Annotated in this window: 14 protein-coding genes; 4 read left to right on the top strand and 10 right to left on the bottom strand. The window is 42.5% G+C overall.

Annotated elements, in window-relative coordinates:
- Window positions 1–31 precede the first annotated feature (31 nt).
- The 3 genes from AC59JO_RS05285 to AC59JO_RS05275 are packed head-to-tail and all read right to left on the bottom strand — an operon-like array spanning window position 32 to window position 4806.
- Entirely contained in the window at window positions 32–2692 is a 2661-nt protein-coding gene (locus tag AC59JO_RS05285) for a glycoside hydrolase family 2 protein (RefSeq protein WP_497303890.1), read from the bottom strand.
- A gap of 12 nt (window positions 2693–2704) precedes the next feature.
- Window positions 2705–3559: an ROK family protein gene (locus AC59JO_RS05280; RefSeq protein WP_413668434.1), complete on the bottom strand. Its 855-nt coding sequence runs from the start codon at window positions 3557–3559 to the stop codon at window positions 2705–2707.
- 8 nt (window positions 3560–3567) lie between these two features.
- Window positions 3568–4806 (bottom strand): MFS transporter, encoded by a 1239-nt coding sequence (locus AC59JO_RS05275; RefSeq protein WP_413668435.1) that lies wholly within the window; start codon window positions 4804–4806, stop codon window positions 3568–3570.
- Window positions 4807–5037: 231 nt separating this feature from the next.
- On the opposite strand from AC59JO_RS05275, the gene AC59JO_RS05270 reads away from it, so the two are divergent.
- From AC59JO_RS05270 to AC59JO_RS05255, 4 genes are all read left to right on the top strand, one after another.
- Entirely contained in the window at window positions 5038–6078 is a 1041-nt protein-coding gene (locus AC59JO_RS05270) for an AI-2E family transporter (RefSeq protein WP_413668436.1), read from the top strand.
- Window positions 6079–6083: 5 nt separating this feature from the next.
- Entirely contained in the window at window positions 6084–6233 is a 150-nt protein-coding gene (locus tag AC59JO_RS05265; RefSeq protein WP_413668437.1) for a cation efflux transmembrane domain-containing protein, read from the top strand.
- Window positions 6234–6336: 103 nt separating this feature from the next.
- Window positions 6337–6660 carry a phosphoribosylpyrophosphate synthetase gene (locus AC59JO_RS05260; protein WP_413668438.1) on the top strand — a complete coding sequence of 108 codons (324 nt, stop codon included), beginning with the start codon at window positions 6337–6339 and terminating at the stop codon, window positions 6658–6660.
- 126 nt (window positions 6661–6786) lie between these two features.
- Entirely contained in the window at window positions 6787–7881 is a 1095-nt protein-coding gene (locus tag AC59JO_RS05255) for an SGNH/GDSL hydrolase family protein (protein ID WP_497303887.1), read from the top strand.
- Between the two features lie 132 nt (window positions 7882–8013).
- On the opposite strand, the gene AC59JO_RS05250 is transcribed toward AC59JO_RS05255, so the two are convergent.
- The 7 genes from AC59JO_RS05250 to AC59JO_RS05220 all read right to left on the bottom strand — a co-directional run.
- On the bottom strand, window positions 8014–9099 hold the full coding sequence (locus AC59JO_RS05250) for a mannose-1-phosphate guanylyltransferase (RefSeq protein ID WP_497303885.1): 1086 nt from the start codon (window positions 9097–9099) through the stop codon (window positions 8014–8016).
- A gap of 92 nt (window positions 9100–9191) precedes the next feature.
- The gene (gmd, locus tag AC59JO_RS05245) at window positions 9192–10307 is read right to left on the bottom strand and encodes a GDP-mannose 4,6-dehydratase (RefSeq protein ID WP_413668441.1); all 1116 of its coding nucleotides are present in this window, start codon (window positions 10305–10307) and stop codon (window positions 9192–9194) included.
- 286 nt (window positions 10308–10593) lie between these two features.
- Window positions 10594–11577, bottom strand: a complete 984-nt coding sequence (locus tag AC59JO_RS05240; RefSeq protein ID WP_497303883.1) for a UDP-glucuronic acid decarboxylase family protein — start codon at window positions 11575–11577, stop codon at window positions 10594–10596.
- A gap of 123 nt (window positions 11578–11700) precedes the next feature.
- A complete protein-coding gene (locus AC59JO_RS05235) occupies window positions 11701–12822 on the bottom strand; it encodes an XrtY-associated glycosyltransferase XYAG1 (RefSeq protein WP_497303881.1) in 1122 nt (373 codons plus the stop codon).
- Window positions 12823–12870: 48 nt separating this feature from the next.
- Window positions 12871–13713 (bottom strand): glycosyltransferase family 2 protein, encoded by an 843-nt coding sequence (locus AC59JO_RS05230; protein WP_497303879.1) that lies wholly within the window; start codon window positions 13711–13713, stop codon window positions 12871–12873.
- A gap of 67 nt (window positions 13714–13780) precedes the next feature.
- Window positions 13781–15583: an ABC transporter ATP-binding protein gene (locus AC59JO_RS05225; RefSeq protein ID WP_413668445.1), complete on the bottom strand. Its 1803-nt coding sequence runs from the start codon at window positions 15581–15583 to the stop codon at window positions 13781–13783.
- 17 nt (window positions 15584–15600) lie between these two features.
- The coding region (locus tag AC59JO_RS05220; RefSeq protein WP_497303877.1) for an amino acid adenylation domain-containing protein at window positions 15601–22979 on the bottom strand (7379 nt) is incomplete at its 5' end.

The following is a 22979-nucleotide window of genomic DNA, read 5'->3' as shown; positions in this document are numbered from 1 at the left end:
GCCGTTTTTTGTTATAACTTCTTGCAATTACCTACTCCTTCGGCAACCCATCCTCAAATCCGCTATCGCCACTACTTCCGGTTATGTCCAGGTTCCAGGCCGAGGTTAGCAAATATGGTGTTGTTCCATCAGCATTATTATTGCGGTAAGTAAATTTAATCACCCTGCTCTCGCCAGGTGCTAATGAAATATAATTATCGCTAAAGATTGCCGGTAAAATATCATCACCACCCTGCCCTTTTAAAGCTCGCAGGTGTACAAAGAAGGCAACTGCGCTGCCGGTGTTTTTGATAGTTACCCTGTATGAAGTACTATCATCTTCAGTTTTGCTGACCTGGCTGACGGTCAATTTGGTTTTAGGGAGCGATTGCAAAGCCGAATAATCAGCATAAGCTGATTGTGGTGTAGTAAACCAGTTTGATTTTTTCCAATTCAATTCGTCGCCTTTTTTGGAGAGCCAATACCAGTTGATGCTTTTAGTTTCACCGGCTTTATCGCTCAGTTCAAGGCGCAACAGGTAAGTATCAGATAAGCCGGTAATGGGAGGAAGGGCGAAGAGCCTTTTAGAAGCATCCGCACCAATATCTACAGCTACCGTTTTACTGAACTTGCTGCTTCCATCCAAATTATAAACATCAGCCTTGACTTTTAAACCTGTAAAGGTTTTCAGATATGAGTTAATTACAGCAACCTCATTGGTTTTGTATGAATACAGCACGTGCAGCGGCTCCATAGCTTTTTTCATGCCGAAATAAGTACCCGCCGGATACAGGTAATAATCATAAGTATGCCAGATGAGCCCCGGCCATGGGTTACTTAACATCCATTGTACTACGCCTGTGGCGGTTTGATACTTGTTTAATCCGTATGCTTCCATCATAGCGCGGTGTGCTTCGTAGTTTTGGGCTTGCGCCTTGGCTGCGTAGTTTTTGATTGAGGAGGTTTCGCCGTAGCGACCATAAAGTGCTTTGGTAAATACTTTAGTTGTGCCGAATGAACCTGTACCACAATGGTAGTTCCAATCAGCCGAAGTAACATTCAGCGAATCTTTTGGAATAAATTTCACCAGGCTTTCATATGGCGGAATTGACGGCCCGGGCGAAATCTCCGTAGCAAAGCTGTAAGTACCTCCAAACTTTTTGGTGGCATCAGTTTCCCAGTAAATCGGCGGCACCCACTCATACGGACCGGCCATTTTAACACCGCTATAGCCCGATACTTTTGATTTACTTTCGTTAGCGGTTGCCAGCAGCGGGTTGGGCCATTTCAGTTGTTTTTCAATTTTCAGGTAATCGCGCTCAACCGAGGTATCGGTAGGTGGCATATCGCTGCCGTTGAGCCAAACAAACAGACTTGCTTTGTTGCGCAACCAGTACATTACGCTACTGTCTGACGCCATGGCAACTTTACGCTCGGCGACGTCCCATTTTTCGGGGTGTTGCCAGGTGCCGCAGCACATCCAGCCGTTCATTACCATCAGGCCGTATTTATCGCACAAGTCATAAAAATTATCATCTTCCATTTTACCCTCCGAACGCACGATATTCATATTCATATCGCGCACCAAACGGATCTCCTGCTCCTGCCTTTCGGCCGAGCGGCGCTGAAAAATATCCGGCGACCAGGCCGCGCCCCGTAACATGATAGGTTTGCCGTTGATAATAAACTCACGCGATTGATTATCGTCAATTATTTTTGATGTAAACTCCCTGATGCCAAAGTTTTCTGATACTGAATTGCTCAGCTTTTTATCAACCACAGCAGATACCTCAATACGGTTCAGGTTTGGCTTACCATACTGCCACGGCCACCAGATAGATGGATTTTTAACATTAAGCTGCTTAAAATCAACGGGCGAGAAATTTACATTCTTTGATTCATTGGCCAGCAAGTGTACTTTTTTCTCGAAGGAAATATTTTCGTTGATCTTTCCTTTTATTACTGCATCCTGTGGTTTATTGGTATAGTTGGTTACCTGTGCATCTACAGTTAGATGTGCGATAGCCAATGATGGCAGATCAAAATCGGTTGTAACCAACGGAAATTTCACACCTACCTTGTTATAAGTTTTCACCTCAACGTTATTGATGATGCCACCGTTATAATCCTGCGGGTACGGGATCCAGTCGGCGTAATCAATGGCAAGGTCGCCGTCACGTTTATTCGGGGTGAATGGTCTTAACACCTCAATAGCCAACGTATTGGCGCCACCATAGTCAATGTTTTTGGTAAGATCGAGATCAATGATCCGGTACGGACCTTTTACTTTAGTTGAATCGGCTATTTTAACACCATTTAACCAAACATTAGCCTTATAATTGATGCCGTGCAGGCGAAGGATCACATTTTTTCCGTTTTCGGCAGCGGGCAAAGTAAATTCTTTTCTGAACCACCAGGGCTTATCCAGTTTGGGGTCAGCCAGCTTTTCGAGGTTCTTACCCATAAACGGGTCGAAATCATATACATGGTTGGCAAGCAAACCCGCAAGGATGGTTGAAGGCACACTTACCCAATACCACCCCTGTGTATCAAATTGCTCTTTAGAGATCTCGGTAGCAGCCGCAGGTGCCGTAACTGTCGATTGCATTTGCCAGTCATCTTTCAATAACAGGTTAAAATTTTCCTGTCGCCCCTGGGCAAAAGTCCCTGCGCTGAATAAGGCCATTGCCAATATCAATAATAGCTTTTTCATGATAGATGAGGTTTACTTTTGGTTATCATAATACAACGCAGCAGCACCGATAATGCCGCTGTTTTGCAGTTCCGAGATCTCGATTTTTATGCGTTCAAGTGTTTTTGAATAGGCGAACGTTTTCACCTGCTGCCACATGGTATCTTTAAAATATTTAAACGCATTGCTTACAGATCCGCCTAAAATGATCAGTTCAGGATCGAAGGCATACATGACCATTTTTATGGCATTGCCTACATGTGTACCTAATTCAGCATACAAACGCAAAGCCTGTTCGCTGCCTGCCTGCGCATCCTTAAATACCTGTACGCCATCCAGTCCATAAACATTATTAAAAAACGAACCGCTGCAATAGAATTCTAAAATATGATCGATATAAGGGAACAAACCAATCTCGCCGGCACCGCAATTATACCCTGCATATAGCTTGCCGTTGGTAATAATGCCGGTACCAAGCCCTGTGCCGAGGGTTACCCCTACCATACTATCGGCACCTGCACCTTTGCCAAAATGCAACTCGCCCACGGCAAAACAGTTAGCATCGTTATTTACATAAACCGGGATATGATAACGCTCCTGCATTAGTTTTTTCAGGTGTACTTCTTTCCAGGAGGGAATGTATTGCACATCATAAACAATACCTTCAGCTACATCAACCACACTTGGCACACCTATTCCAATAGCGCTGGCAGTGTCATTCTTTAAAAGGGCCTCAACAATGGCATAAATATCGTTTAGTACGTCTTCAACACTGCCATCACTCTTAATTCGCTGTGATACGATATTACCGATAGTGTTATTATCAACCACGGCACCGCGAATATTAGTTGCGCCCAGATCAATGCCTATAACTTTTATATTGCTCATGTATGTGTTTATGCTTTGTTATCAAAAAAGGTTTTGTTAGTAACCAGGGGCTTAGCCCAAAAGCCAATACTGAGCATGTAGCCGAATGTGATGTACAGGAAACACATCCCTTGCCGTAAACCCAACCAGCTTCCAAGTCCGCCTATCAGCAATTGAACAACTGCCCCGCCAATGATGCCGGTAACCAGGATCCCCGCAAATGAGCCATGATCTTCAGATACCGAGCTCAATGCAAGCGAAAATATGATCGGGTACATCACCGACATGAAGAACCCTACTATTGAAAATGAATACAACGATGTTTGCGGGTTGCCAAACAGTGCAAGCGTCAGAAATATGAGCGCCAGTATTGTAAAAACCACCAGTAGTTTTCGGCTGTCGATTAATTTAAGCAGAAACAAACCTAAAATGCCACCGGCTGTCATTAATCCCCAGAAATAAGCAACCGCACTGGCGCCTGTAGTTTGCGAATCAAATTTGTGATACCGCAATAAAAACTCCGACATCCACCAACTTACCCCTTGTTCGCTTCCCACATAACAAAATAATGCTATGAAGTAGGCTATCACTACAGGCTTTTTAAAAAGAGCGATATGGGTTTTCCATGGCCCGGCTTTTTCGTCGTTAGCAAGTTCAACCTTCGGAAATTTAGATACCAGCATGATCACAAACATGACCAGGCAGATCACTGCAAAAAACCAGTACAACGAGATCCAGGGCATAGATACGGGTACATGTGCCTCAAGCAATGGAAAAATACCACCTTTATTACTTCCCATATTTTTAACCATATAGGAGTAAACCAGCGGACTAACAAATGATGCCCCGCCAAATATCAATTGCGCTAATACTGATGTAAAAGCATAATTCTCTTCCCCGCCAGATGTGCGGAGCAACGGATTAATCACTACCTGTAACATCGCCATGCCGCAGCCAATTAAAAACAGGGACAATATGGCTGTGAGATAGTTAGGGTAAACGGCAAGTAATAACGAGCCCACAAACGCCACTACAAATGCAGCAACCATGATGGCTTTCTGGTTATACTGTTGAACCAGCATACTCGACGGAATTGACATTACCCCGTAGGCAATAAAAAACGCGAAGGGTAATAAACCTGCCATTGCATCGCTCAGTTTAAAATCCTTAATAAACTCAGGCGATAGCGGTCCTATGATGTTAGTTAAAAACGAAATAACAAAAAACGTAAGCATGATCAGCGTTACGATATAGTAGTTTTTCTTCATCAATTGAGGGTTATGGTTTTTGGGATTCTGTGTTAACTAATATCGTTAAAAATCCGTTGGCGGAATAATTTTACAAAAACTTATTTAAATTGTTACACATTCTTTTTAAAATATTTAAAAAAGTAAAAAACAATCGATATGATATACACTTAACATCTTCTTAATCTTAAATCACAGTTAATCAAAACATTTAGGGTACAATAACGTGTTAATGGAACAAATACCTGCTTTATGACCCCTAAAAAAGAAAAAGAGCTCACCTATATTGAAAAAGTATGGCATACCGTGGCCATTGTAGCTTTGTTAGTTGTAGTAATACTTGTGGCCCGCGTTGCTTTCAATGTGCTACTGATGGTATTATCCGGCGCATTGATAGCTACTTATTTTCATGGCCTGGGCGACATCATTGAGCGTAACACCAAAATGCGCAGAAGATATGCCATGATCATATCCGTAGTTGGTTCATTTCTGATCGTGATTGGATTATTTTATTTGATGGGTACAACCATACAACATCAAATTGCCTTGCTTAAGGATACGCTCCCGCATACGGTTAACAATTTTAAGGCTAAGCTGGCTTCAAATCCAACAGGCCAGCAAATACTTGATTATTTTTCGGGCGACAATGACCCTGATAAAGTTGTGGTTACGGTTCAGCACTTTTTCAGTACGGGCTTTGGCGTGCTCGGCGATATTTATATCATCCTGTTCCTGAGCATATTTTTTACTACCAATCCGGATGTTTACAAGAATGGTATCCTCATGCTCCTATCTGATCAGAAAAAACCTTTAGGACAGGATATTATGGACAGGATCAGTCTTTCATTGAAAGGCTGGCTCAAGGGGATGTTGTTATCAATGGTATTACTGGGCGTACTGCTTACAACGGGCTTGAGTATCATGGGTATTCCGGCAGCATTGATATTAGCCTTATTTGCAGGCATGTTAAAGATCATCCCCAACCTGGGTTCGGTTATAGCTATGATACCAGGGGTGCTACTTGCACTTACCGTGGGCACTAACACGGCCATTATAGTGGCACTGATATACGTTGTATCACAAACTATTGTGAGCAATATTGTGGTGCCAATAGTACAAAACCGTATGATTAACCTGCCGCCAGCCCTCACTATCATCAGCCAGGTAGTAATGGGGACACTTTCGGGTGTGCTGGGTATCATATTAGCTGTACCTATTGTGGCTATTATTGTGATTTTGGTTGATGAACTGTATGTCAAAAAACTTGGCGATGCTGAGGTAATAGCACATTAACCAACATGGCGTCGTCACAAAAATCGATATATAGCGCATTGATTGCCAACCTGCTGATAGCAATAACAAAGTTTATTGCTGGTATTGTTGGTCGCAGCGGATCGATGATCTCCGAGGGGATCCACTCGCTGGTTGATACTGCTAATGAATTCTAGTACGCTTTTTTTTGGTGCAGCCCGAAACATTTTCGGCAGAAATTACTGAAACAGGCGGCCTACTTTAATTGTATATTAGCAATAACGTTATAAACATCCTATCATGCAAGAACAAAAATTTCATTACGCAACGGTAACCGAAGCTATAACCAAGTTAAAAGAACAGGGTTACACCCATGAATTCAGTCTTGAGGGCGATCATCTTAAAGCAGGTGCAGAAACTTTCCCGGTAAACGAATTTGAGATCGTAGACCTGTACCGCTACGAAGGTCCCTCTGATCCCGCCGATGAAGCCATAGTTTATGCCCTTGCATCTACTGATGGGATCAAAGGCACACTGGTAACGGGCTACGGCATTTCTACCGATGAAGCCACTATCGAAACACTTAAGAATTTACATTATAAGTACCAACAAGGCCAGCAGTAATCTGGCCTTTAAAGCTCAGCTTATTCTTCAGTTTCAGGTATTACTGCTGATACTTTTACAGCATTTTATACCGATAAATTTCATGTATTTGGTTTGCAGGCCCTATATTGGTAATCTTGTGACATAATGAAAAACAGGATATTCTTTACCTTTGTCTTACCTATTTTCTGCGTGTTGCAAAGCAATGCAAAACCCAAAGTTGATACCATTTTTGCCGCCAGTTTGCAACCAATTGGGCGTACACTAATTAACAGCCAGCATAACCTTGCCCTCATTACTTCAGGCGCTCATTTTGGTTTTAGTTTTAAGGGAAATGAATGTGCCGTATATGTAAGCATTGCAGATGCCGGAAGCCATAATTACCTGCAGTACGAACTTGACGGCATTTATCAAAAACGGATCAGGATAGACGGAAATTTAAAGGAGCCTATTGTTATTAAAGCCAATAATGCAGGCACCCACCGTATCTGGATCTATAAAGCAACAGAAGCCACCACGGGTGCTTTGATTTTTTCAAAGATTGCTGCCAAAGGCATTAAAAACCTGGCTATTCCCAAACTGCCGCTGATCGAATTTATCGGAAATAGTATTACCTGCGGCGCGGCGGCAGATGATTCAGAAATCCCCTGCGGAACCGGCGATTACCAGGACCATCACAATGCCTACATGGCTTACGGACCAGGTGTTGCAAGGGCCCTAAATGCCAATTTTATTTTATCCAGTGTTAGCGGCATAGGCGTTTACCGTACCTGGAATAAGGATTCTCCGTCAATGCCGCTGGTATATGAAAACACCAACTTCCAGGAAAAAGATTCGCTGAAATGGAATTTTAAAACTTATCAACCTAAAATTGTAAGCATTGCCTTAGGCACCAATGATATGAGCAATGGAGATGGCACAGCAAGGGCTCCGTTTGATACCGTTCGTTTCGTTAATGATTACGTAAAATTTGTCCAACTGATTAAATCAAAATATCCTAAAGCTCAAATAGCCCTGCTTTCCAGCCCAATGATAAAAGGAAATTCGAGGGAGATCTTGCAAAGGTGTCTGAGCCGGGTAAAAACAGCTGTGGATGCAAGTTATCCCGCAGATAAACCTGTTGCTACTTTCTTTTTTGAGCCGATGGAACCTCACGGTTGTACGGGACATCCCAACGTGGCCGATCATCAGATCTTAGCAAATGAACTTAAACCTTTTTTTGAAGGTTTACTAAAGCAATAATTGTTTGGAAAGTGATTGCCATTGGCACAAAAAAAGCCGTTTTCTTTCGAAAACAGCTTGATTCATTATTAAAAAGGGGCTTATATGCTATAATCCTTACTGTAGCGAAAACAGGCTCAATACAGGTCTTAGCTATACATATTCAACACCAAATCTGCTCTTTACATCGGCAACAATTTGTTTTACACTTTGCTCCTGATCGCGCGGGCAAATGAGCAGGGTATCATTAGCTTCAACCACAATATAATTGTTTAAACCCTGCAATATTACCAGCTTATTGCCCGGCATGTTTACCACACAATTTGATGAATTTTGCATGATCACTTTTTCATTTGAGCTTACTGCGTTACCTGCTCTATCTTTTTCAGACAGTTCATATATAGAGGCCCAGGTACCCAGGTCGCTCCAGCCAAAATCAGACGGCAATACATAAACATTGCCTGCTTTTTCCATCACACCATAGTCTATAGATGTATTTATACAATGCTGATAAGCCTGGTTAATATGGGCAACCTCGTGTTCTGTATTATACACCAACCGGGCATCGTCAAAAATGTTATGCAAGTCAGGCATATAAGTTTCAAATGCTTTTACTATCGCTTTGGCCGACCAAACAAAAATGCCCGCGTTCCATAAAAAATCGCCGCTCTGAATAAAGCCTTTGGCAATATCCAGTGTTGGTTTTTCTGTAAAGGTTTTTACTTTATGAAAATCATCATTAATAACAATGTCACTATACTGAATATAGCCATAGCCGGTATCCGGCCTGGATGGTTTAATCCCCAATGTTACCAGGCAATGATGTTCGGCTGCTGTTTTTAATGATTTTTCCAGAGCGCTTATAAACACATCTTCATCAAGGATTTGCTGATCAGACGGCGCTACAACAATTACCGCATCGGGGTTCAGGCTTTCTATTTTAAAACATCCATAAGCTATACAAGGAGCGGTGTTGCGCATTACCGGTTCAGTCACGATTTGCTGATCTGTTACATCCGGTAATTGATCCTTTACCAATTGGGTGTAGCTTTCGTTGGTTAATATGAAGATATTTTCTTTTGGACATATTTTAGAAAGACGCTGATAAGTTTCCTGGATCAGTGTTTTACCGTTTCCAATGATATCGATAAATTGCTTGGGGTGCACCGTGCGACTTATCGGCCAAAAACGGCTTCCTACGCCCCCTGCTAAAATTATTGCGTAATGGTTCTTGTTCATCTGCTGCTTTTAATGGTAATAAACACGATCAAATTTTACTTGATTGACATTGATCTTATTTGAAAAATCGACATAGCCACTTCTCGTATGTCTTATTCAAACTGATTTTTGATGGCATAACCGGAATCTTTTAACAACTTCTCTCTTTTAAACAGTTCTATGTCTGCTGCAACCATTTCGCTTACCAGGCCTTTCAGGTCATATTTAGGCTCCCAGCCCAACAGTGTTTTTGATTTGGCAGGGTCGCCAATCAACAAATCGACCTCGGTAGGGCGAAAATATTTTTCATCAACAGCAACCACTTCCTTACCTGTTTCAGGCTGATATTCCGGATCACTGCAACTTATTACATAACCTTTTTCCTTTAACCCGCTTCCGATAAATTCAATCTCAATACCAAGCTCGGCAAAAGCCATTCTTACAAATTCACGTACCGGGGTTGTAATACCTGTGGCTATTACATAATCTGTCGGGGTATCCTGCTGCAATATCAGGTACATGGCCTCAACATAATCTTTGGCGTGGCCCCAATCACGTTGAGCGTCGAGATTGCCCAGGTATAATTTATCCTGCAGCCCCATAGCTATTTTCGCGGTTGCGCGGGTAATTTTACGCGTTACAAACGTTTCACCACGTAACGGGCTTTCATGATTAAACAGAATGCCATTACAGGCATAAATGCCATAGGCTTCGCGATAGTTTACTGTTATCCAGTATGCATACATTTTTGCCACAGCATATGGTGAGCGGGGATAAAATGGCGTGGTTTCAGATTGAGGTACCGCCTGTACCAAACCATAAAGCTCGGAAGTTGAGGCCTGATATATTTTGGTTTTTTTCTCAAGCCCAAGAATCCTGATAGCTTCCAGCAATCGTAAAGTTCCGATGCCGTCGGCATTTGCGGTATATTCAGGAGTTTCAAAGCTTACCTTAACGTGCGACATTGCACCCAGATTATAGATCTCGTCCGGCTGTACCTGTTGTATAATCCTGATTAAATTGGTCGAATCGCTTAAATCGCCGTAATGTAAAACCAGGTTGATATTCTTTTCGTGCGGATCCTGGTATAAATGGTCAATTCTATCGGTGTTAAACAGCGAGCTTCTTCTTTTTATACCATGAACCTCATACCCTTTTGATAATAAAAGTTCGGTAAGGTAGGCGCCGTCCTGACCGGTTATTCCGGTTATTAATGCTATTTTTTTCATTTGCAAGGTTAAGTTTAAGGTGCAACAATATTTCAATATAGGGTTAATGCCATACCTGTAGCATAAAGCATACCCTTAAAGTTTCGGCTTTCAAAAGCCGTATCAGATACAGGATTTTGTTATCGGCCAGATGGGGCCGTTTCATGAAGAGGCAAAAAGATGGCACAGAGCATCTTAGCAACACACAGGCGGTTAATTATCTCCGCGAAGTATTTTTATAATTTCTTTAAGGTACAGCGATATTAGGATGAACGGGGCATCGCTGTACCTTTATAATTTAAAAATCCTATTTATTGTAATAAGTAAAGTCTTTGTGGTTTATTTTCTGCTCGGGTAATGATTTGAAGTATTCATAAGTGATCTTCAAACCTTCGCTCCTTGATACCTTTGGCTCCCAGCCCAGTATAGCTTTGGCCTTGGTAATATCCGGACGGCGTTGTTTAGGATCATCTGTAGGTAAGGGCAGGCTGATCAGCTTTTGATCCGTACCTGTTAATTTAATGATCTCCTCGCCAAATTGTTTGATCGTGATCTCATCGGGGTTACCGATGTTTACCGGCTGGGCATAATCGCTCAGCAGTAAACGATAAATGCCTTCTATCAAATCATCTACATAACAAAACGAGCGGGTTTGTGAGCCATCGCCAAACATCGTTAACGGTTCGCCACGCAATGCCTGCCCGATAAATGCCGGTAATACCCTGCCATCATTCAATCGCATCCTTGGTCCGTAGGTGTTAAAAATCCTTACAATCCTGGTTTCAACACCATGGAAAGTATGGTAGGCCATCGTAATAGCTTCCTGGAACCTTTTGGCTTCATCATATACCCCTCTCGGACCTACAGGGTTCACATTACCCCAGTACTCCTCCGGCTGAGGGCTGATGTTCGGGTCGCCGTACACTTCTGATGTCGAAGCGATCAGCATCCGGGCCTTCTTGTTCCGCGCCAACCCCAGCAGGTTATGCGTACCCAGTGAGCCTACTTTTAATGTCTGGATCGGGATTTTCAAATAATCAATCGGGCTGGCCGGCGAGGCAAAGTGCAAAATATAATGCAAATCCCCGGGAACATACACAAACGTGGATACGTCATGGTTATAAAACTCAAAGTTTTCCAGTTTGAACAAATGCTCGATATTCCTCAAATCGCCTGTAATCAGGTTGTCCATCCCAATTACGTGGTAATCTTCTTTAATAAACCTGTCGCAAAGGTGCGAACCTAAAAAGCCGGCTGCTCCTGTGATCAGGATCCTTTTTCTTTCTGTCATATTATTAATTGTTTTACGGCTATATTTTATGATTGTTTAGCTGACGTAAGAGCATACGACCACCAATATCGGGGCATGGTTATAATTACCTGGAACGGTAAATTAATTAAAAGAGAAGATGGACTATTTTAAATATTCTTCGTAATATTTTGTAATGAGTACCTGCTCGTGAAATGTTGCTTTGATAATTTCACGGCCATGTTTGCGAATGTGATCTAACTTTTGCTTGCCGAGATAAGCCTCGTTTAATTTTTCAATGATACTGTCAGTATCCAATGTACAGATCCAGCCAAGGTTATTTTCACTGACGAAATCAGAAAGCCCCACATTTTCGGAAATCAAAACTGCCGTACCCATATGCAAGGACTCAATTACGACGTTCGCGAAGTTTTCATTTAATGATGTAAGGATAAACAGATCGGCCTGGTTGAGCTTTTCAAATTTCTCCTGTCGGTTTACCCAACCCATCCATTCAACTTTTGAAGCTATTTTCAACTCATCTGCAAGTTGTTTCAATTGCTGTACGTACACTTCGTCACCATCGCCGGCAATAACCAATTTAAGGTTAAAAGAAAGCTGGCTGATGGCAGCAAACAGTTTTTCAAGCCCCTTTTTGTGGTGAATACGCGACATAAAAACAACAGTGAAACAATCATTATTAATTTCCTTTATTTCAATATCGGGCAACGATAAAATATTAGGCAAAACAAAACCCTCCCAGCCCGGAATCAACTTGCGGCATTCAATATATTCAGATTGGGCGGTAGCATGCAGCACGCATTTCTTTAAAATTCTACGACCTCCAAACTTGTGAATTAGTTTTTTATAACTGCTGTTCCCCGTTTCAAAAACATATTCGCTTAACATACCCCGGGGCGCCAATATTACCTTAGTATTACTAAATAAAGCAATTCGTGCGGCCACTACGCTTAAGATACTCCACCAGGAATGAATGTGGATCACATCGTAATCATTGGCAGTTTTGGCAAGCCTGCGCCATAATGAAGGGCTAACATGAGTATGATCGCCGGTGATGCGTTTAAAGTACGTTACATTAACCCCTTCTACATCCGCAACCATGCCGGATATTACATCCAGTTCTGTTTTGCCGTTGGCAGTGGTTGTATAAACGTCAACATCATGCCCGTTAGCCGCTAATCCCTCGCACAAACGCGATACAGATTCAGTTGGCCCCCCGTATCCGTAAGCAGGTTTATAAGCAGGTATAATGTGCAGTATTTTCATAAGTAGTATTAGCTATAAGGAGAATGCAAATATGCACCTGTTGACGGACTATTTAGCCAGATTAGACTTTAAATCATTTTGAACGACAGTTAAAGCGGGTGTTGGCTCCGGCTTTTCGGCAAGTTTCTCATCTTCAACAAGTCTTATCGCTAACAACATTTCAACCATTGTACGTTGTAGCGTATAATGCCAGCCCACCCATCCGTTAAAAATAAGTCCTTTAACAAAAAGGCAGTAAAAAAATACTGCAAAAGGCGCCAATATCTTTGTTTTTCGAATCTTCCCGCTCAACGGCAACTCCGAATACGGTTCACTAACCAGTTTTTCACTTTCATGAATAGCATAGCTATCCTGGTTGCTTAACCATCTTGACAGGGGTTTCCTGTCGTCATGTAGTATGTACGCTTTGTATTTGCCGGTTGTTCCATTAACTTTCAAGCGTTGCGTGTGCCCATCCGTATAATAAATACATTTATCTATATCAAATAACACAGGACGAGGTGTGGTATTATCACCCAAAAGCCGTTTTCCGAAAACTAAAAATTTAAAGGTGGTTTCGTACGCAGCATTTTGCGGATTGGCAATGATATTTTTGGTTTCCTGTATAAACTCAGGTGTAAGTACATAATCGGCATCAAGTGTCAGCACCCATTTACTTTTGAGCAACGTAAGTCCGTAATTCCACTGATCTCTGTGACAATCAAATTTGCGTTCAAAAATCTCAACATTGGGATAAGAGTTAGCAATATCCAGCGTTGCATCGGTACTATAACTATCCAGAATAACCACCCGCTCGAGCCAGGTTAAACGGTCAAGAACGCGTTTAAGATTCGGCTCCTCGTTTTTGGTTAAAATTAACGCCGTGATTAAAGTTGATGAGGTCAATTCCATCTTACTGTTTTATATGTTTTAATAAGGTAAATACGATTATTAGCTTAAGGTTTTAAAACTGCATCCTTTATTTATAACCCGCTGCCTGCAATTCAAACAGCTCGGCATAGCGGTCGCCTCTTTGTAAAAGTTCCTCATGGCTTCCTATTTCCAAAATCTCACCTTTATCTAATACAATGATCCTATCGGCCATACGTACAGTTGAAAAACGATGAGAAATAAGCACAGCGGTCTTTTTGTCGGTGATATCCGAAAACCGCTTAAAAACTTCGTATTCAGAACGTGCATCTAAAGCGGCAGTAGGTTCATCGAGGATCACAATCTGCGAATCACGCATATAAGCCCTGGCCAGTGCCACCTTTTGCCATTCACCACCCGATAGTTCAACGCCTGTATCAAAATGGGAGCCCAACATCTGCTGATATTTACCAGGCATTCTGTCAATTATCGGGTGTGCAAGACTTTGCTTTGCCGCGCTAATTATTAGTTTTTCTTCATCAACCTCAGCAATGTCACCAATAGCTATATTTATAGATGCAGGCATCTGGTATTTAATAAAATCCTGGAAGATGATACCCATTTGCTTCCTGATATCCTCAATGTTATATTCCTTCAAATCATAACCGTCAAGCGTTATGCGGCCTTCAGTTGGATCATATAACCTTACCAGTAACTTTACCAGCGTAGTTTTGCCGGCTCCGTTTTCGCCAACCAAAGCAAGTTTTTCGCCGGGGCGAAGGGTGAAGTTTAGATGCCTGTTTGCCCATTTATCTGAATTACTGTATTTAAACCCAACATCCTCAAAAGTAAAACCCGAAACTATCGGATCAGGAAATGGTCGCGGATTATTGGGGATTGTAATAGAGGGCATGATCTTGAAGAAATCAAAAAAATCTGTGAGGTAAATGGCACCCTGAGCTACAGCATTAAAGCGCCTCGCGCTGTTTTGCATTAAACCGCCTAACTGCCTTATTGTTCCCAACAATAGTGTTAATCCACCAATTGTTAACGAACCCTGCAACACCCGTTGTACAATAAAAAAGAATACGATATAAAATCCAACCACACCCGGAATGCTTATAAGCGAACTAACGACCAACCGTTTAACACCGAACTTGCGCTTGGCATCATAAAGATTGTGGGAGATATGTTTGAACTTATTTATAAAAAAGCCCGACAGATCAAACAATCTCACTTCTTTAGCTGCTACATCGCTGCTTGCCACCAGGCTTAAATAATCAAGCTCGCGCCGGGCCTGGGTTTGACTGCGCAGCAAAGCGTAATTTTTGTTGTTATAATAAAACTCGCCCAGTAATGAAGGCAGCGCAACCGATAAAAGGATTATGATAACCCATGGATTAAAGGCCACCAACACAACTACGTACGATGTGATGGTAATTAAATCCTGAACCTGGCTAAATACATGCGTTAGTAAAATAGCCCGCCCTGTAGTTTGCTGCCTCGCCCTTTCCAACTTATCATAAAACTGCGAGTTCTCAAACTGTACCAGGTCAAGCATGGCAGCATGTTGCATGATCATGTTTGTGGTATCGTTTGTAAGCCGCTCGCCTAAAAGCTCATCAATAAGCGAAGTAACTTTTCCCAGTATTATCAATAGCAGGATCAGGATAAACTCGATGGCAACTAATTTCCAGAGATAGTTATATGGTAATGCCCTGTTGTGAGTTATAGCGATAGCCTCATCAATGATATATTTACCGACGCTCAATAAACCAAGCGGAATAATTGCCTGCAGAATTCTTATCAGGATATTAACTAAAGTTAATCCAGGGCTAACTTTCCAAACCAGGCTAAAAAACTTTGGAAGATTACGGTATGCAACCAATCTGTCCCGAACTGTTAATCCCATGTTTTTTATTATATCTGTTAACCTAAATAATGTTGTAATATGTCTGAGAACTCCTTTGCATTTAACTCATCAAAAATTGTTGAGTGTTCACCCTTTACCTCATGAATTTTAATTGATTGAGCATAATTTTTCCAGGCGTGTTTGTTTTCGAAATTAACTTCCAGCTCTTTATAAATGATCTTGTTTACCCTGTCAATAAAATAGTATTGTTGCGTGGCATTAAACAAAACTATTTCGCCATTGTAAGGCTTTATCTGATAATTGTCGGCCGCTGTTTTTATTTGCAGGGTAATCCGGTCAAAAATATCCTGATCAATATTTGCCAGCTTTGATTCTGTATTGCTAAACAAAGGCCCTATTTTCCGCACCTTATACATTAAGGCTTGCTTAGGATGCTTCATCAGCAAGAAGAGCTCGAATTTCAATTTTGTAGATATCACCGAAACAGATCTTTTAATTAAAGATGGCAGGTGACCGTTATGCTGTGCCTCATCGGCAACAGCATCAATCAAAGGCTTAGCATCAGCATCAAACATTGCAAGCATTGAAATTTTTTTGCCCATAGCCTGAAGCTGGCTGGCCATTTCAACGGCTATCATACCGCCAAGACAGTGACCGGCTAAAGCATATGGCCCATAAGGATTATCTAACAATATTTCCGTTATGTATCTCTCGGCAATACCCTCAACAGTGTCCGGAAAATCTGTCGGATTGCTGATGTGCAGGGGTTGCTGCAATCCATAAACGGGCTGCTCAGGATCAAGTAGTTTTACAAACTCCTTAAATTTAAATGCAGTACCTCCGGCCCCGCAAACAATATAGAGCGGTGTTTTATTGCCGGAGGTTTTTATGGGAATAAGCGATTGTGTAAGATCGATATTTTGATTTTGCGACCTTCTGTAAAGTTTGGCGATTGTTGGGTGGATAAACAGATCCCTGATAGTAATATTGATTGCCATCTCCTTTTTAACTGCCGCTATCAGCCGCATGGCTAATATCGAATGCCCCCCCAACTCAAAAAAGTTATCGTGGATGCTAACCTTATCAATCCCTAAAAGCCGTTGCCATATCGCAGCAAGCCCCTCTTCTGTTTTATTACGCGGCCCCACATAATTATAAGTTAGCTGTTCTGCGGTATCAGCATCAGGCAGGGCACGCTTGTCTATTTTACCATGAGTAGTTACCGGAAACTTATCCAGCAGTACCCATAATTTGGGCACCATGTATTCGGGCAAATGAGCAGATAGATATGATACCAGTGCTTGCTTATCATAAACCTCTTCGGTTGTTACATAGGCAATTAATCCGTTTACGCCATTAACATCGGGCTTAGCCAATACAATTACCTGTGATACCAGCCCGCTTTGCAGCAAAACATTTTCGATCTCCCCTAATTCGATACGATAGCCCCGGATCTTCACCTGGTCGTCCATGCGGCCAAGATATTCGATATCGCCGTCGGGCAACCAGCGTCCTAAGTCACCTGTACGATATAGCCTCGCGCCATCGACGTCAGAAAACGGATCTTTTATAAACTTCTCATTTGTTAAACCTGGCTGATTCAAATATCCCCGTGCAACCTGGATACCGCCAATACAAATTTCTCCCGTTATTCCTACCGGCCCCATCTGCTTTTCTTTATTCAGGATATAGATTTTCACATTGTCCATAGGTTTACCTATGGTTATAATGCCATCGGGCCTTATTGGGTTGTGCGTTTGCGATGCGCAAACCGTACACTCAGTTGGCCCATACCCATTAAGTACCTTTACCCCTTGCAATTGTATTTGCTTAGCTGCCGCCTCATTCAGTGCCTCACCTGCCGAAATAACAATTTTTAGCGTATCGGGAACATTTTCAATAAACTGCTGAAAAGCCGGCGGCAATATGGCTATTTCTACTTTTTGCTTTATCAAAAGCTGACTGAATTCATCGGCCGATAAAAGCGACTCCTTTGCGCACATAACCAGGCATCCCCCGGTTAGTAATGTGCTGAATATTTCATTACATGACGCATCAAAACCAAATGATGCAAATTGCAGGAACCGCATACCGGGTTTAAGATCCAGGTCGCGTTTATGTGCCAATACAAGATTAACCACGCCGCGATGCTCAATCATAACCCCTTTGGGTTTGCCTGTAGAACCTGATGTATAAATGATATAAGCAAGCTGATTTGCGGCAACCAGGGAGTTCAATTCCGTATGTTCATACTTTTCAATATCTGCCCAATGCCTATCAAGCTCAACTACCTGAATGTTTGCTTTTCCAAATTTGTTACTGCAAGCGCTGCTGCTAACTACCAACCTGGCATCTGTATCTTTCAGCATATACTCGATACGGTCTTGCGGATACTCCGGATCAAAAGGCACATATACGCCGCCGGCTTTCATTGCCCCCAATATGCCAATTACCATTTCGATACTGCGCTCGGTGCAAACAGGTATGATGGTTTCAGTTTTTACACCATTGGCCCGGAGGTATTTGGCAAGGCTGGTTGCCTTGCGATTAAGCTGCTGATAGGTTATTGTTTCATCGTTAAATGTAACAGCCACCGCGTCGGGTGTTTGAGATACCTGTTGCTCAAAAATATCCAGGACGCTTTTGTCCGCCGGATAATCAGCGTCGGTTGCATTAAAAATTTTTAACTGCTCTTCCTCCTCGGCAGCACTTAAAATATTTATGCGCCCGATAACTTCTGTTGGGGTTTGAACAACAGATTGCAGGATAGCTGTAAAGTGGCCGATCATGCGTTCTATAGTTTGAGCCTTAAAAAGATCGGTATTGTAGGTTAATCCTCCTGCGAGGCCATCTACCGTTTCCACTAGATTTAAGCTGATATCGAATTTAGATGTAGTATCCTCTGCTGTTTCGGCACCTAAAGTCACGCCGGTTAATTTAAGCCCGGGTATTTCGGGCGTATTCTGAAGCGTAAACATCACCTGGAACAACGGGCTATGACTCATGTCCCTTTCTTTCACAACGGCTTCAACTACTTTTTCAAAAGGTACTTCCTGATGGTTATAAGCTTCGAGGGTTGTATTTTTTACCTGCTCAAGCAATTTGGTAAATGCCTCGCCCCCTTTTGCATTGTTTCTTAAAACCAATGTATTAATAAAAAAGCCTATTAAACCCTCAATTTCCTGGTGACTGCGGCCTGACACAGGCGTACCGACACTTATATCTTCATGGCCGCTGTAACGGTAAAGAAGCACGATAAATGCCGATAGCAATGTCATATACAGCGTTGTGCCCTGCTTGCGGCTTAATGCATTTAACCCATCAACTAATTGTTTGTTAACAAAAACAGCTTCAGTTAAACCCTGGTTGCTTCTTATTACCGGCCTGCGGTAGTCTGTCGGAAGTTGAATAGTGGAGACGCCTTCCAATTTGTTTTTCCAATAATTGAGTTTTTGCTCCAGCAGATTGCCTTGAAGATGGTTCCGTTGCCAGATAGCGTAATCTGCATATTGTATTGGCAAAGCAGCCAACATCTGATTTTCAACGCCTACATCTGCAGAGGCAAACGCTTTATATAACATACCCAGCTCATGTACAAGGATAGAAGTTGACCAGCCATCGGATGCTATATGGTGCATGGTTAACACCAAAATGTAAACATCCTCGCCGGTTTTAATCAATTCGGCGCGCAGCATATCATCCTGCGACAAATTAAAAGGTTTGTTTATTTGCCGTTGGATATAGTCTTGTAAGTTAATACCAACTGCTTCAATTTCTTCCTGTGATATTTCCCCCAACAGCCAGTCGCCTTCGGGCTTTATGTATTGATAACCGCGACCTTCGTGCTCTCTTATAACTGTACGCAAAACCTCATGACGGTTAACTACTTGGCGGAACGCATTGGTTAATGCCGGGATATTTAATTTACCGGTTAAACGCAATACAGCCGGAACGTGGTATTGAACGCTGCCTTCCAACCTGTCGATAAACCACATGCGCTCCTGGCTGAATGACAGAGGAATATGCTCCGGACGCAATTGCGTTCCTATACTTGCAACTCCCTCTGTGGTTTCGCTGACATTTAAGCGTGAGCTTAACTTGCTTACCGTGGGATAATCAAATACATCGCTAATAGGTAGCTCAGCCATAAAGGCTTTCCGTACTGCCGATATCAGGCGTACAGCCAGCAATGAATGCCCGCCAAGTTCAAAAAAATCATCATGAATACCTATCGAATCTACTTCGAGGATTTCCTGCCAGATAGCTGCCAATTTTAATTCGGTTTCGTTTGCAGCTATATCATCTTTTTTTGCCGATACTTCAATTTCGGGATCGGGCAATAGCTTACGGTTTATTTTGCCTGCGGCCGTTAACGGGATTTCTTTAAGTTCGATCAGGTAAGCGGGTACCATATACTCGGGCAGTTGCTCCTTTACCCAGCTAATAATTACTGAACGATCGAATACGCCGTTTGCTATTACATACCCTACCAATTGACTGTTTCCCTGTTTATCGCGACGGGCCATTACTACCGCCTGGCTTACCAGTTTACTTTGCTCCAGGATCCGGCTAACTTCGCCCGGCTCAACACGATAGCCCCTGATTTTCACCTGGTCGTCTACACGGCCAAGGTATTCAATATTTCCTTCGGCATTATATTGTACGGCATCGCCGGTCTGGTACATCAAAGCACCTGAATCGCCATAAGGATTGGCTATAAATTTTTCCCGGGTAAGCTCATCGTTTCCCTGATATCCCCTTGCCAACCCCGTTCCTCCAATAAATAATTGCCCCGGAACACCCACCGGGCATAATTGCAGGTCTTTATTCAATACATAAGCTTGCGTATTTGAAAATGGGCGGCCTATTGGTATAATGGCAGGGTTTGTATCTGTTACCTCATATAACAATTTGCCTACGGTAGTTTCTGTTGGCCCGTAATGATTGATGATGCGGCAATCACTGTATTGCCTTATTTTAGATACTATTTCTGCTGTTAATGACTCGCCGCCAAAAATCAGCATCCGCGCCGGAACCAGAGGTTCATCTGCCGACAGTGCTTTCCAATGAGATGGCACTATCTTAATACAATCTATTCGGGTTTCGTCAAAATAAGCATGCAGCGCCTCGATATGGCTTAAGGTCTCTTTAGTGAAAACATGCAAGGTACCGCCGTAAAGTAATGAACTAAACAAAACTGTATTGCCCAAATCGGTTGCTATGGTAGACATTAAGCCGAATGTTTTGCAGTCCCCGATATGGATACGGTCATTAAGGCCATAGACATAATCGATTATGTTTCGCTGGGTAATTTGTACGCCTTTAGGTTTTCCTGTTGAGCCTGATGTGTAGATCACATAAGCCAGATTATCCGGCGATATTGTTCTTATAGCGTCGATTTCAGGCTCGGCAGCCAGTTCCCAGTTTTGCTCATCAAGCTCGACAACTTTTAGCCATTCGGAGATATCAGCAAGGCTATCGGCAAATCGGGGGCTACTTACAGCGATTTTTGCATTGGTATCTTCAAGGATATAATTAACCCTTTCGGCCGGGTAATCGGTATCCACCGGTACATAAGCGCCACCGGCTTTAAGGATCCCTATAATACCCACAATCATCGATATTCCACGTTCAATATAAAGTGGTACCAAAGTATCTGCTCCAACGCCGTAGCGCTGCAGGTGATGCGCCAACCGGTTCGAGCGTTTGTTTAACTCTTCAAAACTGATCGACTGCCCTTCAAACGTAACAGCATTTGTAACAGAAGATTTTAATACTACAGCTTCAAAAATATCAGCAATAGTTTGATCGGTTGGATATAAGCAGGCACTTTGGCTCAGGGTTAGCAAATTTTCTGTTTGCAGTTGATTGAGCATCCGCAATTTGCCCACCTGCGTTTCGGGCTGGGCGACAGCCGATGCCAAAAGGGTGCAAAAATGCTCGACCATGGTTTCGATTCGTAAGGCACTGAAAATATCAGTTCTGTATTGTATGGCACACTGAAGACCTTCAGGACTCTCGCTCACAAAAAATGTAAGATCAAATTTTACGGCAGATTGCTCATAATCATACCCATCAAGTTGCAGTCCGCTTAATTTTAGCTCGGGTAAGGTTGACGTATTACCGAGCACCAGCATTACCTGAAACAGCGGACTTACGCCAGCCGTTCTTTCTTTCACTACTGTTTCTACAACTTTTTCAAAAGGCACTTCCTGGTGCTCGTAAGCCTCAAGGGTAGTTTGTTTAACTTGTGTTAACAGTTGTGTAAATGGTTCATCGCTTTTAATTTGATTGCGCAGCGCAAGGGTATTTACAAAAAAACCGATCAAACTTTCCAACTCGGGGTTGGGCCGACCTGCGATTGACGTGCCTACACAAATATCATCCTGGCCGCTGTAACGGTACATCAGTACATTAAATACAGATAGCAGCGTCATATAAAGCGTTACGCCGTATTCCTGGCTTAACAGCTGCAAATTACTACTAAGCTGCCGATCGATATTAAAAGTTAAAGTTGTGCCTTTACTGCTGTTGCCGGTTGGGCGTATATAGTCCACAGGCAATTGTAAAGCAGGAACATCCTGTAATTTCGATTTCCAGTACTGTAGTTTTTCTTCTAATTTTTCTTCCAGCAGGTTACCGCGCTGCCATAAAGCATAGTCAGCAAATTGCAATGCAGGCTCAGGCAAACGGAGTTGCTGACCACTGCTATATGCGCTATACAAAATTGCTATTTCATCGGCTATGATTGGTAACGACCAAGCATCTGATGCAATGTGGTGAATAACCATGACCAACACATATGAATTGTCATCTGTCTGGATCAATTCGGCACGCAACATGTCATCTGCCGACAGATCAAATGGTTTTTCTATTAATCCGGCGACATGCAATTTTAAATTTACAGATGAAGTTTGAACTAATTTCCACTGGCCTGCTGGTTTTATAAATTGATAGCTGCGGCCGTTATGCTCTCTAATTACTGTACGCAATACTTCGTGACGATTCACCACTTCCCGCATTGCCCGCTCTAAAGAAACAACGTCAAGATTACCTTTCAACCTTAAAGTACCAGGTATATGATACTGTATGCTACCCTCCAATCTGTCAATAAACCATAACCGTTCCTGACTGTAGGATAACGGAATATATTCAGGTCGCGGATTTACTTTTTGGATCGTACTGCCTGCTGCTGCTGTTGTTTCTTCTTCCAGTTGTTTTACCAAATCGGCTATAGTCGGGTGCACAAACAGATCACGAATTTTTAATTCCTTGTTCAGTTCCCGTCTAACCTGCGAGATCACCCGCATCGCGAGCAGCGAATGGCCGCCCAGCTCAAAGAAATTATCTTTTGTACCGATCTTTTCTACACCCAGCAACTCTTCCCAGATCTTGGCCAGTTGCTTTTCTGCTCTTGTTTCCGGTGCGGTATAGC

The sequence above is a fragment of the Mucilaginibacter sp. A5337 genome (assembly GCF_059690695.1).
Note: the sequence above shows the minus strand (reverse complement) of the source record. Positions and strands in the feature narration are given on the sequence as shown.